This is a genomic window from Paraburkholderia sp. RAU2J (assembly GCF_003634845.1).
Classification (GTDB): Bacteria; Pseudomonadota; Gammaproteobacteria; order Burkholderiales; family Burkholderiaceae; genus Paraburkholderia; species Paraburkholderia fynbosensis.
Window position 1 is genome coordinate 1,655,408 of the sequence record NZ_RBXG01000002.1, and the last position, 14,558, is coordinate 1,669,965.

Here is a 14,558-nt window from a genome sequence, read left to right on the forward strand (position 1 = left end):
ATGGAAAGAAAAATTGCGATTATTGGGATGGCATGTCGCTTTCCCGGCGGAGTAACTGGGCCCGAAGACTTCTGGCAACTGCTGTGCGATGAGCGCGACGCAGTGACCGCCGTGCCAGCCGATCGATTCGGCACGGGGTTCTACCAGCACCCGTCCAAAAAAGAGCCGGGCAAAAGCTACACGTTCTCGGCGGGCGTGCTTGATGACGTGGCTGGTTTCGATGCCGCGTTCTTCGGCGTTTCGCCGCGCGAGGCAACCCAGATGGACCCGCAGCAGCGCCTGCTGCTCGAACTCGCGTGGGAAGCGTTCGAGGACGCCGGCGTGCGTCCGGCCGAAATGCGTGGCCGCGACTGTGGCGTGTACGTCGGCGCCGCGAGTATGGACTACGGCAACCGCAGCATGGACGACCTGAACTGGATCGATCCGTACTCGGCCACGGGCAACACGCTCAGCATTGCCTCCAATCGCGTGTCCTATTTGTTCGATCTGCGCGGACCGAGCATGTCGGTGGACACCGCCTGCTCGTCGTCGATCGTCGCGCTGCATCAGGCCGTGCAGGCACTGCAGTCGGGCGAGACCGAAATGGCGCTCGCGGGCGGCGTCAATCTGCTGCTCCATCCGTTCGGCTTCGTGAGCTTTTCGAAGGCGTCAATGCTGTCGCCGCGCGGGCGCTGCCGCGCATTCGATGCGACCGGCGACGGCTATGTGCGCGCCGAGGGTGGTGCTTTCGTCCTGCTCAAGCCGCTCGAACGCGCGCTCGCCGACGGCGACACCATTCACGCTGTCATTGCGGGTTCGGGCGTGAACTCCAACGGTCACTCGCATGGCGGCATCAGTGTGCCGACGACGGCCATGCAGGCCGAACTGCTGCGATCGATCTACCGCCGCGCGGGCGTCGATCCACGTTCGCTTGCCTATCTGGAAGCCCACGGCACGGGTACCGCGGTCGGCGACCCGATTGAGGCGCGCGCGCTGATCGAAGCGGTCGCGGCCGGTCGCCCGGCCGACGATCCGCTGCTGATCGGCTCGGTCAAGACCAACCTCGGGCACCTCGAAACCGCCTCGGGGATGGCCGGCCTCTTCAAGGCGATCCTCTGCCTGAAGCACGGCGCGGTGCCGCGCTCGCTGCATTTCGAAACGCCCAATCCCGCGATCGATTTCGAAGGCGGCCGCCTGCGTGTCGTCGACCGCTTCACGCCGCTGTCGCGCCGCGATGGCGCGCCGCTGACGATCGGCGTCAATTCGTTCGGCTTCGGCGGCACCAATGCTCACGTCGTGCTCGCGGAGATGGCGCACGCAGCCGCGCCCGCGGTGCCTGTCGCGACCAGCGCGCCGGCCATGGACGAGGCACTGGCGCCGCTCGTACTCACCGCGCGTTCGCAGGCTGCGCTTGCCGCACTCGCGGCGCGCTACCACGCGCGCCTGCAGAATGGCGCCGATTGGAGCGCGCTCGCAGCTAGCGCCGCGCGGCGCCGCGAATGGTTCGATCAGCGCGTGGTCATTGCGCCGCCGGATCTGCAAGCGGGCTGCGCGGCACTGCAAATGCTCGCGGACTCGTCCGAACAGGTGCTGCCGGCTTACGTCGCACGCGGCCAGGCCGTGGCGACCGGCACCAAGGTGGCTTTTGTCTATGCTGGCAACGGCTGCCAGTGGGCCGGCATGGGCAAGCAACTCTACGCGGAAGACGCCGGGTTCCGCGCGGCGCTCGACGAAGTCGACGCGCTCTGGCGCGCCGACGGCAGCGAGTCGCTAGTCGACGTGCTGTGCGCTGGCGCGAGCGCCGAATGGCTTGCGGCGACGGAAAATGCGCAGCCGTTGTTGTTCGCGATCCAGGTCGGTATCACGCGCACACTCGAAGCGCGCGGCATCGAATTCGATGCCGCGGTCGGTCATAGCGTCGGTGAAATCGCGGCCGCGTGGGCATCGGGCGCGCTGACGGTGGCCGAAGCCGTGCGCGTGATCCGCATTCGCAGCAGCGCGCAGGGCCTGACGCGCGGTACCGGCAGGATGGCCGCCGTGGGCATTGGCGAAGCCGAGGCGCGGGACTTGATTGCACGCCTCGGTCTCGCGGCGTCGGTCGAACTGGCCGGCACCAACAGCCCCGAAGCCGTCACGCTCGCGGGCTCGCTCGCGGGGCTCGAAGCGATCGGCGCGGCGCTGGTCGCGAACGGCAGCTTCTTCCAGTTGCTCGACCTCGATTACGCGTTCCACAGCAGCCGCATGGACGCGATCGAGCCGGTGGTGCGCGCCGGGCTCGCCGATCTGGCGCCGCGCGAAGGCACGAAGCGCTACGTCTCGACCGTCACCGGCGACACGCTTTCCGGCACTGCGCTCGACGCAGGCTACTGGTGGCGCAACATCCGCGAGCCGGTGCGTTTTGGAGAAGCGCTCACGCGTCTTGCCGAGACGGGCGTGCGCATGTTCATTGAAATCGCGCCGCACTCGATTCTGCGCCATTACGTCAAGCAGACTCTCGCAAGTCTCAATCTCGCGGGCGCAGTCGTGCCCACGCTCAAGCGTCATCACGACAGTGCGCAGATGCTCGAGCATTCGGCGCTATCGGCGGTCGCGCACGGCGCGCGTGTCGATCTCGACCGCTTCGTGCCGGTGGCGTCGCAGGGCTTGCACGCGGCGCTGCCGACCTATCCGTGGCAGCGCGAACGCTACTGGCAGACGGCCACCGTCGAGGGCTACAACCTCGTGAATCGCCACGTCGATCATCCGCTGCTCGGCTACCGTCTGCACGAGCATGCGTTCGCGTGGGAAAACCAGCTCGATCCGCAACGCGTGCCGATGCTCGCCGATCACGTGGTCGATGGCGGCGTGGCGTTCCCGGGCGCGGGCTATGTGGAAATGGCGCTGGCCGCGGCGCGCGTGTTCTTCCGCACCCCTGACGTCGCGCTCGAGAACCTCGAGATCCGCATGCCGGTGGTGTTCCAGCCGCAGCACGCGAAGCTGTTCCGCTTCGTGATCGACGCGCGCACGGCGTCGTTTACGATCGAGACGCGAGAGCGCATGAGCGACGGGCCATGGAATCTCAATGTGACGGGGCGCCTGCTTGAAAGCGGCAATACGCTAGACGCGCAGAGCGCGGCCGACGAGTCGGTGCTGGCGCGCCTCGAAGCGCGCCCCGCGACGGCTGGCGATGCCCTCTACGCAAATACGACCGCGATCGGTTTGAGCTACGGTCCGGCATTCCGCTGGGTGAGCAACGTCCAGGTGCAAGGCGACGACGCGCTCGCCGATCTGGACGCGCCGCAAGCGCTTGGCGGCGCGTCGACACTGGACGGCTGGCTGTTGCATCCCGCGCTGATGGACAGTGGTTTTCATCCGCTCTTCGCCGTGCTCGGTCAGGCCGGTGTCGCGTCCGGCGACGCGCGCGCAGCCTTCGTGCCGGTCCAGATCGGCCGCGTCGACTATCTGCGCGGCGACTCGGTGCGCCGTGTGCTAGCACGCGTGCAGCGCCGCAGCCCGCATTCGATCGTCGCGTCGTTCGAATTCCTCGACGCCGACAATGCGATCGTCGCGCGTCTTTCCGCCTGCCGGTTCCGCCGTGTCGACCTGACGGGCCGACGCCATGCCGCTCCGGCGCGCTTTACCTACGCGCTCGAAGCGCGCCCGCTGCCCGAGTGCTTTACAGCCGCAGCGCTGCCCGCGCCGGCGGCGCTCGTCGAACGCGCGAACGCGCGTCTCGCTGCGTCCGAGGACAGCGCGCAACGGACGCGTCATTTGACCGAAACACTGCCGTTGCTGGACGTGCTCGCGGGCCTATACGCGCTGAACGCGCTCGATGCGATCGGCGCGTTCGCGCAGCCCACGCTGTCCGCGCTCACCGATGCGCCAATGCTCGCGCGGATGACGCAGATCGTCGTGGAAGACGGTTTCGCCCGTTTCGAGGGCGAGCGCCTGGTGCGTGACGACGCGGCGTGCGCGGCGATGCCCGCGCTCGACGCGCTGTGGCGCGACGTGCTGGCGAGTTCGCCGGCGCACGTCGCTGAACTCACGCTGCTTGCACACGTCGGGGCGGCGTTGCCGCGCCTGCTGCGCGACGGAGCATCCGATGCCGCTGCGCGGCCGCTGCTGTCGCCGACGGGGCGCAGTCTCGTCGAGCAGTTTTTCGACGCGTCGCCGACGTGGTCGCATGCCCGCGCGATGCTCGCTGCGTGCGCGAAGGAGGCGCTGGCAGCGTGGCCGCGCAACCGCCGCCTGCGCGTGCTGGAAATCGGCGCGACGAGTGGTGAAGTGCTGCAGCCGCTCGATCTCGGCATGCCGGCGTCGCAATGCGAGCATGTGCTCGCGGGCACGCACCAGCAGCTCGCCGCGCTCGACGCGGAAGCGCACGCCCTCGTGCAGACGCTGGTGCTCGGCGAAAACGAAGCGCTGTTCGCCCATTGCCGCGACGCCGCGCCGTTCGACGTGATCGTGGTCAATCGCATGCTCGGCGAACAGATCGATCCGCTTGCCACACTGCAAGCAATCGTCGAACGGCTCGCGCCGGCCGGCATGGTCGTACTCGCCGACTCGCACCGTAGCCGTTTCGCCGACATCGTGTTCGGCGCGGCGGGTCACGAGCTGTCCGCTGAGACTTACGGCGCGCTCGCGCCGGCCGCGTGGCAGTCGCTTTGCGAGCACGCTGGTCTGCAGAACGTCGTGCGTCACACGGAGCAGGGTCTCGATCTCGAGGGTGTGCCGACGCTGATGGTCGCGCGCAAGGCCGCCGCTGTGCGGCAGCCGCAACCCGGTTCGGCCGCGCAACAGCCCTGGCTGATCGTGCAGACCGGCAGCGACGCGCTCGGCTCCGCGCTCGCGCAAGAACTTGCGCGTCATGGCTGTCAGGTCGAAGCGACGAGCGTGCGCGAAGCGGTTGCAGGGTTCGAACGCAGCAACACGCAAGCGCAGATCGTGTTCGTCGCACCGCTCACGCAGCTCGACGACGCCAGCGGCGCCGACGTGATGCACGCGCAACACGGCGGCGCGCTCGCGCTCGCCACGCTCGCGCGCGAACTGGACGCAGCCGGTGTGGCAGCGCAGGTGCGCCTGTGCGTGGTCACACGTGGCGGCGCGCCGTTCGTGCAAGGCACGGCCGCCGCGGCGCAGCCGGAGCAGGCGAGCCTGTGGGGGCTCGGCCGCGTGATGGCAAATGAATATCCGTCGCTTGCGCTGCGCTTGATCGACGTGGCGAGCGCGGATAGCGAAGCCGTCTCGCAACTGGCGCACGCGCTTACGCACGACGACGGCGAGGAAGAGGTGCTGCTCACCGCGCAGGGTCGTTATGTGCCGCGCATGCTGCCGGCGCAAACGGCGGAACGGCTGACTTCCCGCGATCAAGCCAGCGCGCAACAAGTAGCCGACCCGGCGCCCGCCGTGTTGGCGTTCGACATGCCCGGCTCGCTGCGCAACCTCCAATGGTTCGCGTTGCCGGCGCGCGAATTGAATGCTGACGAAGTCGAGATCGCGCCGATGGCCACCGGTCTGAACTTCCGCGACGTCATGTACTCGATGGGCCTGCTCTCCGACGAGGCGGTCGAGACCGGCTTCGCGGGCGCGACGATCGGCATGGAACTGTCCGGCCGCATCGTGCGGGTCGGCGCGGGCGTCGAAGGCTGGGCGCCCGGCGACGCGGTGCTCGGCTTCGCGCCGGCTTCGTTCGCCACGCACGTGGTGACGCGGGCGAGCGCGATCGCGCGCAAGCCCGAAGCGATTTCCTTCGAAGCGGCAGCGACGATTCCCACCACGTTCTTCACCGCGTACTACGCGCTGTGTGAGCTCGCGCGGCTACGGCGTGGCGAGCGGGTGCTGATTCACGGCGGTGCGGGTGGTGTGGGCATCGCGGCGATCCAGATTGCCCGCCATCTCGGCGCGGAGGTGTTCGCCACCGCCGGTGCCGACGAGAAGCGCGAGTTCGTGCGCCTGCTCGGCGTCGATCGCGTATTCGACTCGCGCAGCCTCGCGTTCGCCGACGACGTGCGAGCCTGTACCAACGGCGAGGGCGTCGACATCGTGCTCAACTCGCTCGCGGGTGAGGCGATGGTGCGCGGCATCGATACGCTGCGTCCGTTCGGCCGCTTCCTCGAACTCGGTAAGCGCGACTTCTACGAGAACAGCCAGATCGGCCTGCGGCCGTTCCGCAACAACATCAGCTATTTCGGCATCGACGCCGACCAGTTGATGGGTGTGCTGCCCGAACTGACCACGCGCCTCTTCGAGGAAGTGATGGCGCTGTTCGTGAGCGGCGTGCTGCACCCGCTGCCGTATCGCGCGTTCCCGGCCGCGCGAGCGGAAGAGGCGTTCCGCTACATGCAGCAGGCGCGCCAGATCGGCAAGGTACTCGTCACCTATGCGTCGGGCACGCCCGCGCCCACGCGCGGCGTCGCGCAGCCCGCGCTGAGCCTCGATCCGCGGGCGGCGTATCTGATCGTCGGCGGCACGGGCGGTCTCGGTTACGCAAGCGCGCGCTGGATGATCGCGCGCGGCGCGCGGCATCTGACGCTCGCCAGCCGCGGCGGCGCGCTCGACGCCGCGAAGCAGCAGGAGCTCGAGCACTTGCAAGCCGCGCACGGCGTGAGCGTGAGTGTGGTGTCGTGCGACGTGACCGATCCGGCAGCGCTCGATCGTCTGGTCGACACCATCGAGGCACGCGGCACGCCGCTCAAAGGCGTGCTGCACTCGGCGATGCGCATCGACGACGGCCTGCTGCGCAACCTCGACGACGCGCGCATGCTCGCCGTGCTCGAACCGAAGGTTGCAGGCGCATGGAATCTGCACCGCGCGACGCGCCGCTGCGCGCTCGACTTCTTCGTGCTGTATTCGTCGGCCACGACCTGTCTCGGCAATCCGGGCCAGGGCGCGTACGTGGCGGCCAATAGCTTCCTCGAAGCGCTCGTCGCGCATCGGCGCGGGGCCGGGCTGCCTGCGACCTTCATGGCATGGGGGCCGATCGAGGACGTGGGCTTCCTTGCGCGCAACAGCGCGACGCGTGAAGCGTTGCAGGCGCGCATCGGCGGTGCTTCGATCACCTCCGACGAAGCGATGACGGCGCTCGAACGCGTGCTCGCGAGCCGTGCGGCCGGTGAGGCCGTGGTGCGTCTGGATTGGGCGGCGATCTCGCGGGGCATGCCTGCGGCGCAGGCGCGCCGCTACATGGCGCTGCAAGGTGGGGGCGCCACCGAAGCGACGAACGAAGACGGCGCCTTGCTCGAACAGTTGCGCGGGTTGCCCGAGACCGAAGCGGTCGCGCTGGTGGAAACCGCGTTGCGCGGCCACATCGCGCGCATCCTGCACATGTCGCCGGAGCGCGTCGCACTTGACTGCTCGGTGCTCGAGCTCGGCATGGATTCGCTGATGGGCATGGAACTCGGCATGGCGGTCGAGGAGTCGTTCGGCGTGAAGCTGTCGATCATGGCGATCGCCGAAGGCGCCACCGTGCATACGCTTGCCGTGCGGATCGTCGACATGCTCGATGAGAGCGCTGGCAACGGCGCTCAGGCTACCGCGAACGCTGCGAGCGACGAGGTCGCGGCCTTGGCTGCGCGCCATGCGCTCGGCGAAGACGAGGCGCGCGCGCTGCTCGAACGCAATCGCGGCAACGCCGCCCACACTCAAGATCAACAGGGAGACGAGTCATGTCAGTCGACGCCGGCGTTTGCGGAGTAAAGCTTCCCGCGGGCTGGCAGGCGAGCGAAGGCACGCTCGCGCGGCCGCTCGAACTGTCGGGGCATGGCCTGCATACCGGGCGGCGCGTGAACGTGCGCATTCTTCCGGCTGAGTCGGCGCGGGTTGCGGGCGAGCGGCATGGGATCGTGTTCCGGCGTTTGAAGGGCGGCCGCGAGCTTGGTACCGTCGCCGCGCATCCGTCGCGGCGACGGGGCCAGCCGCTGTGCACGATGCTGCGCGCGAGCGACGGGCTCGGCGTGCGCACGGTCGAGCATCTGCTTGCGTCGCTGCTTGCCTGCGAGATCGACCATGCGATCGTCGAGCTCGACGCCGAAGAGATACCGATTCTCGACGGCAGCGCGCAACCGTGGATCGACGCGATTCGCGCGTGCGGTCGCACCGCGATGCGGCAACCCAAGCTGTTTTTGCGCGTTCTGAAAAGTGTGGGCGTCGCCGACGGCGAAGGTGAGGCGCGCCGCGAGATGCGTGTCGAGCCTGCCGACCACTATGCGCTCAGCGTGCATAACAACGACCTCAAAGGTTTCGGCGACATGGAGTGGCACGGCGTGCTCACGCCGCGCGCTTTCGCCGACGAAATCGCGTCGTCGCGCTCGTATGGGCAGATCAAATGGGCGGTGCCCGCGATCGTGGTCGGTTATCTGCGCGGCTGGCCGATTCTGCGCGGCGCACGCCTGTCATGCACGGCGGCGATCGTGGGTAAGCGGGTGGTCGGCGGACTGCGTCAGCCTGACGAGTTCGTCCGGCATCGCGTGCTGGATCTGGTCGGCGATCTCGCGCTCGCGGGGGCGCCGTTGCTGGGCCACGTGAGCGCACGGCGGCCGACACATGAAATGAACTACCGGCTGCTCGCCGCGTTGCTGGGAACACCCGGCGCGTACGAGTGGGTCGAGGCGCACGCGTAAGCCGCGCCACACATATAGGCTCGATCGAATTACATGGGACTCGGAGAAACACTACGGCAGCAGTTGGCAGCGAAGGCGCTGAAGCGCCAGCTGGAGCGTGCTACGGATGCGATCGACGCGCCTGGCGTGCCCGATGCGCAGGCGGCACAGGCTGCGCAGACGCTTTCCGCACGCAGCCGCTTTGAAGCAATGCCGCAGTATCAGCAAGTCAAGCTGATGCGCGAAATGGGCGAGACGCTGCGAGTCGAGTCGCCGTTTTTTCGGGTACATGACGGTATTGCGGGCGCGACGACACAAATAGGCGGCCGCGAGTATGTGAACTTCGCGAACTACAGCTATCTCGGGTTCGCGGGCGATCCCGTTATCGCGTCGCGTGCGAAGGCCGCCATCGACCGGTATGGCACGTCGGCATCGGCGAGCCGCATCGTCGCGGGCGAACGACCCGTGCACCGCGAACTCGAACGCGCGCTTGCGGCGTTTTACGAAACCGACGATTGCGTCGCGTTCGTGAGCGGACATGCGACCAACGTGACCGTGATCGGTGCGCTGTTCGGGCCCGGCGATCTGATCGTTCACGACGCACTCGCGCACAACAGTATCGTGCAGGGCGCGCAACTGAGTGGTGCGAAGCGTCTGAGTTTTGCGCACAACGATTGGCAGGCGCTCGACGAACTGCTGACGCGGGTGCGTCGCGAGTATCGTCACGTGCTGATCGCGATCGAAGGGCTGTACAGCATGGACGGCGATTTCCCCGATCTCGAACGTTTTTGCGAGGTTAAGGAGCGGCACGGCGCGTTTTTGCTGGTCGATGAAGCGCATTCGCTCGGCGTGCTTGGCGCGACGGGGCGGGGTATTCGCGAGCAGTGCGGCGTGGCCCCGGATCGCGTCGATCTGTGGATGGGCACGATGAGCAAGACGCTGGCGGGATGTGGTGGTTTTATCGCGGGTTGTCAGCCGCTCGCCGACATGCTGCGTCATCTGGCGCCGGGGTTTTTATATAGCGTCGGGCTTGCGCCGGCTTTGGCGGAAGCGTCGCTTGCGGCGCTTGAAGCACTGATCGCGCAACCTGAGCGGGTTGCGCGGTTGCGAGAACGCGGGCACCAGTTTCTTGCCGAAGCGCGTGCGGCCGGACTCAATGTCGGCACGAGCGCGGGCTACGCGGTCGTGCCGGTGATTACCGGCAGCTCGTTGAAGGCCGCGCAGTGGGCAAACGCGTTGTTCGAGGAAGGCATTAACGTGCAGCCGATTTTTTATCCGGCAGTTGAGGAGAAAGCGGCGCGGTTACGGTTTTTTATCTGTTCGACGCATGAGGCGGAGCAGATTAGTCGGACGGTGGGGGCGGTGGCGCGGTTGGCGGGGCGATGACGTTGTGCGGATTGCTTCGCCGATGCCTGCTCAAGGATGCAACCCAACAGCGATGTAGATCATGGATTAGTTGGGCGTAAATGGACGAGGTTTGGCTCTTTGTTGTCAGTGTCGAGACAGTCGCCGACCAAGTGCGTTAGGGCAATCAAATCTGTTCCTGGTTTTCAGGAATTCCGTGCCGTTGTGTTGAACTGGGCGTGTTGCCGTGCAGCGTCTGTGTCCGCTTGGAAAATCGACGCAATTCAATTTTCAACAGATCGAGGAAAATGAGGTTTTACGCATTGAAATCCGGCTAGAATGCACGCGGTCCAAGCTGATTTTCATTGATGCAGTCGGCGGGGTTTGGAGACGAAAGCTACAAAGCGGGACATTGACGCTCGGTGGGGGCCGCGATGGAAAGTCGACCATAAGCATTAGCCTGGTTGGAGCAAAAGAAGTGAACGTATGCGGCGCGTCCAAAAAACGGGTGGCCGTTGCCAACCGCTTGAAATAAGTCCGGTGGAGGATTTCAATATCCATTCGACCTGTTTGCGGAATAGAAACAACAATTGCAGGAGCGTTCAGCGGACGTGCGAAGCACGACTGCTGAATTGTCGGGAGCAGCGTGGCTGTGGATTAATTCCATGATTTACCAACTACTCGGCAATACTCCGGAATGATTTTTATACGGCGCGCTCGACCGCGTGGCCTTGCGTAGCGCAAACCGCTGGCTGATTGCAGTCATGCGTTGTGTGTTTTGCGGCAAGTCCGACGGGAGGTCTGCGTCAGATCCAGAATTCACGGTTCATGAAGAAAAATCTTTTGGCACTTTGTCTTCCCGCTGTGCTAACGCTTTCGGGGTGTGGGACGTTTCCAGGGTGGCTGCCGACGTCGGGGCCGAGCCGCCAGCAAATTCAGGAGCAGAGTGACGCTGGCCGCGTTGAAGGCATCCAGATTGTCGACGTAAATGATTCAATCGCACGAAAGCTGGCCGCCGGAAAGCAGCTTGACCGCTTCTCCGACTCTTTCTCAAGCAAGACGGCCAATAATTACGTGATCGGGCCCGGCGACGTGATCGAAGTAACGATCTGGGAAGCCCCTCCTGCAATGTTGTTCGGATCGATGTCGCCAATCTCATTGCCGTCGATTGGTGCAGGCGCATCCAATAGTGTCACGCTGCCAGCGCAAATGGTGGCGTCGGACGGCACTATCGCCATTCCGTTCGCGGGCCGGGTGAACGTGGCCGGCCGTACCAGTGAACAGATAGAGTCCAGCATCGTCAGCCATCTAAAAGGCAAGGCGAATCAGCCGCAGGTGCTCGTCGGCGTGACCAAGAACAATGCATCGAACGTCACTATCGTTGGTGAAGTAAATACAAGCACGATGATGCCGATCACCCCGAAAGGTGAACGTCTGCTCGATGCGATTGCCTATGCGGGTGGTCTGAAACAGCCGGTTAGCCACATGGCAGTACAGCTTTCGCGTGGCGACACGACAGCGACGATGGCGCTCGACTCCGTGATTCGTGATCCGCAGCAGAATGTGATCCTCAAGCCGGGCGATGTGGTGACGGCGCTGTTCCAGCCGCACACGTTCTCGGTGCTCGGCGCGACGGGCAAGAATGACGAAATTCCGTTTGAGGCGCAGGGGATTTCTCTCGCGCAGGCGCTCGCTCGCTCGGGTGGTCTCAACGACAGTCGCGCAGATGCACGCGCTATCTTCGTATTCCGCTTCGAAGACGCAAAACTGGTGGATCAGACTGATGCTTCAGTCAAGGCGAGCAACGGCAAAGTGCCGGTCGTGTATGAGATCAACTTGCGCGATCCTGCGGCGTTTTTCGTCACGCAGAATTTCCCGATCCAGAATCATGACGTGGTGTATGTATCGAACTCGCCGGGGGCAGAATTCCGCAAGTTTCTGACGTATGTCGTGATGGTGGCCGATCCGACCGTGACGTTTACTCATGACCTTCAGTAACGGGCTATGACAGCAAAGATCCGCACTCCCGCTCAGATCATGCTATCGGTCTGGTGGGCAATTTTTCTGCGTGAGGCACTCGATCGGCTGTTCGAGGCGCGTGCCGCATGGCTGTGGCTGTTGATAGAGCCAATTATCTATATCTCTCTGCACGCATTTGGATTGGAAACTTTTCGAATTCACCAGGTCGGTGGAATCGCGATAAATATGTGGATCATTGCAGGGTTTATTGGATTCCTTCTCTGGCGCCGCACGTGGGTTCAGGTTCTGCATGGCATAGATAGTAACCGGGCTTTTTTCGCGTATCGGCAGGTCAAGCCGTTCGATGTGGCCGTTGTCAGGGCGCTGCTCGAACTTTTCCTGATGGTACCCATATCCATCGTGATCATTGCGATTGCCATGGGGACCGGGCATGCAATCACACCGGAGGCGTTGAACCCGGTTTGGCTGCCCGCAGATCCGCTGCTAATAATTGCGAGCCTTTTGGGTTTATGGTTATTCGGTTTGGGTTTTGGAATGATTACATCGGCCGCGATGAGATTCGTGCCCGAGCTGGATCATATTTTTAAGCTCATTTATCTGCCGCTTTACTATGTCTCGGGCGCCCTGCTGCCCATTTCGCTGTTCGTGCCCGAACCTTACCAGTACCTTTTTCTGGTCAATCCTGTCGTTCATGGTCTGGAGCTGATTCGAGAAGGATTTTTGCCGACTTACCACACGCTTGCAGGGGTGAGTCTTGGATTTCTCTACGCTTCGGCATTGGGGTCTATCCTGATAGGCCTCGCAATGTATAAGCGCTTTGCTACTAAGTTGGTGATGCGATGATACTGATCGAAGATGTCCGCAAGCGGTATATGACAGAGCATGGGGCCGGACGGTGGATCTTGCGGGGGATCACCATGAACATCCCAACCAGGCGCAGTGTCGCGCTAATAGGACCAAACGGTGCAGGCAAATCGACTTTGCTACGGATCATCGGTGGAATCGATTTTCCGACCAAAGGACGAGTTGAGCGTCGATGCCGCGTATCCTGGCCAATGGGCGGCGGTGGGTTAGAGGGAACATTGACAGGTCGGCAGAATGCAAAGTTTGTCTGTCGTGTGCACGGTCACCAGGATGAGCTTAAAGACCGACTCGCTTTCATCGAGGATTTCGCCGAATTAGGTGATTCCTTTGATGAGCCGGTTGAAACGTACTCTTCTGGGATGCGCTCGCGTCTCCAGTTTGCTCTGTCGCTGGCCTTCGATTTTGAGGTGTTCATCTCCGACGAAGTCACCGCTGCCGGCGATGCGAAATTTAGAAAGAAGGCTGCCGATGCTTTCAGAAGCATGGTGGATAAGGCGAGCGTAATCATGGTTTCCCATGACGAAAGTACGCTCCGGCAATTTTGTCAATCTGGCATCTTGATCAATGACGGACTCGCCTATTGGTTTGACGAACTCGGCGAAGCGTTGAAAGCATATAAAACGAAACTTTTTTTATGAACGATCTATTGGCGAGCAAGAATGGACGCGTGGCTACGCGATTAAGCGATGTCCTTGGCAAAGGAAAAAAGACGCTGCGTTCCATCAAAGTGTTCAAATTGCTGGTAAAGCTGGTGATTTTGTACGCGATCGTTTCGATTCCATATTGGGCGATAGTCGCATCCGACCGCTATGTTTCCGATTCAACGCTAATTTTGCAGAGGACTGACCAGATTGAGGGGCCGTCCGTTGCATTGCCAGTTGCTGTCGCGGGTGGTCCTAATAGTGCTGACCAGCTTTTGTTGCGTGAATATCTTCTGTCGGAAGATATGCTGAGAAGGTTGGATGAGGCTCTTGACCTTCGTTCGCATTACAGCGATCGGCAACGCGATTTTGTTTCACGAATGTGGTTTAAAAATGCGCCGATAGAGCTGTTCTATAAGTATTGGTTGTCTCGAGTAGACGTTCAATATGACGACTACAGCGGAGTTCTGCGCATTGAAGTGCAAGCTTATGATGCAAAGATGGCGCGTACCATCGTTGAGTTGATGGTTCAAGCTGGCGAAGCGCACATGAACACGATTGGGCATCAGTTGGCTCAATCGCGTGTCGACTTTCTTGCGAAGCAGGTGGCGTCGGCTCACAATCAACTGCTCGACGCATCTCAGGCAGTGATCGATTTTCAGAACCAGAAAGGACTATCGGCGCCGCAGGCCACCGTGGAGAGCATTAACACACTGATCGATAAGCTCGAAGAGCAGAAGTCGACCATTCAGACCCAGCTTGCTTCTTTGCCGGCGACTCTGAACGCCAACCAGCCGACAGTCGTGATGCTCAAGGCGAAAGTGAATGCTCTGACACAGCAAATTGCTCAAAAGCGTGCCGAATTGACTTCCCCGTCAAGGAATACTCTCAATTACACCGTTGAACAGTTCCAGCGCTTGCAGATGGAGGTCACTTTCGCGCAGGACTTGTACAAGACCGCTCTTTCTGCATTGGAGCAGGGGCGAATGGATGCCGCTCGTACGCTGAAGATGGTTTCAATATTGCAATCTCCGACTGAGCCGGGCTTTCCATTGCAGCCGGAGCGAATTTACAACATTTTCGTTACCTGGTTGATCGCGCTTGCATTGATTGGTGTGATCAAACTGATGGAAAGCATCATTCAGGATCACGTGGACTGAGAGCGCGTCGAAGA

Annotated in this window: 7 protein-coding genes; all 7 read left to right on the top strand. The window is 62.9% G+C overall.

All coding sequences use genetic code 11. The features are described 5' to 3' along the window. The 7 genes from B0G69_RS24890 to B0G69_RS24920 all read left to right on the top strand — a co-directional run bounded on the left by B0G69_RS24890 (window position 1) and on the right by B0G69_RS24920 (window position 14,544). Complete coding sequence (locus B0G69_RS24890; protein WP_121321945.1) at window positions 1-7,653, top strand: type I polyketide synthase; 7,653 nt, start codon at window positions 1-3, stop codon at window positions 7,651-7,653. Next, window positions 7,623-8,576 carry a UDP-3-O-acyl N-acetylglycosamine deacetylase gene (locus B0G69_RS24895; RefSeq protein ID WP_121321947.1) on the top strand — a complete coding sequence of 318 codons (954 nt, stop codon included), beginning with the start codon at window positions 7,623-7,625 and terminating at the stop codon, window positions 8,574-8,576. The genes B0G69_RS24890 and B0G69_RS24895 overlap by 31 nt, the downstream gene beginning before the upstream one ends. Before the next feature lie 33 nt (window positions 8,577-8,609). Then, the gene (locus tag B0G69_RS24900) at window positions 8,610-9,941 is read left to right on the top strand and encodes an aminotransferase class I/II-fold pyridoxal phosphate-dependent enzyme (RefSeq protein ID WP_121321949.1); all 1,332 of its coding nucleotides are present in this window, start codon (window positions 8,610-8,612) and stop codon (window positions 9,939-9,941) included. A 786-nt stretch (window positions 9,942-10,727) separates the two neighbouring features. Further along, a complete protein-coding gene (locus tag B0G69_RS24905) occupies window positions 10,728-11,897 on the top strand; it encodes a polysaccharide biosynthesis/export family protein (RefSeq protein ID WP_121321951.1) in 1,170 nt (389 codons plus the stop codon). Window positions 11,898-11,903: 6 nt separating this feature from the next. Continuing rightward, window positions 11,904-12,722, top strand: a complete 819-nt coding sequence (locus tag B0G69_RS24910; protein ID WP_121321953.1) for an ABC transporter permease — start codon at window positions 11,904-11,906, stop codon at window positions 12,720-12,722. Beyond that, window positions 12,719-13,381 carry an ABC transporter ATP-binding protein gene (locus B0G69_RS24915; protein WP_121321955.1) on the top strand — a complete coding sequence of 221 codons (663 nt, stop codon included), beginning with the start codon at window positions 12,719-12,721 and terminating at the stop codon, window positions 13,379-13,381. The genes B0G69_RS24910 and B0G69_RS24915 overlap by 4 nt, the downstream gene beginning before the upstream one ends. Next, entirely contained in the window at window positions 13,378-14,544 is a 1,167-nt protein-coding gene (locus B0G69_RS24920) for a chain-length determining protein (RefSeq protein WP_121321957.1), read from the top strand. Before B0G69_RS24915 ends, B0G69_RS24920 begins: the two co-directional genes overlap by 4 nt. Window positions 14,545-14,558 lie beyond the last annotated feature (14 nt).

Bases quoted from the DNA above. Each gene is read 5' to 3' on its own strand.
- B0G69_RS24890 (WP_121321945.1), top strand. From the start codon at position 1: ATGGAAAGAAAAATTGCGATTATTGGGATGGCATGTCGCTTTCCCGGC.
- B0G69_RS24895 (WP_121321947.1), top strand. From the start codon at position 7,623: ATGTCAGTCGACGCCGGCGTTTGCGGAGTAAAGCTTCCCGCGGGCTGG.
- B0G69_RS24900 (WP_121321949.1), top strand. From the start codon at position 8,610: ATGGGACTCGGAGAAACACTACGGCAGCAGTTGGCAGCGAAGGCGCTG.
- B0G69_RS24905 (WP_121321951.1), top strand. From the start codon at position 10,728: ATGAAGAAAAATCTTTTGGCACTTTGTCTTCCCGCTGTGCTAACGCTT.
- B0G69_RS24910 (WP_121321953.1), top strand. From the start codon at position 11,904: ATGACAGCAAAGATCCGCACTCCCGCTCAGATCATGCTATCGGTCTGG.
- B0G69_RS24915 (WP_121321955.1), top strand. From the start codon at position 12,719: ATGATACTGATCGAAGATGTCCGCAAGCGGTATATGACAGAGCATGGG.
- B0G69_RS24920 (WP_121321957.1), top strand. From the start codon at position 13,378: ATGAACGATCTATTGGCGAGCAAGAATGGACGCGTGGCTACGCGATTA.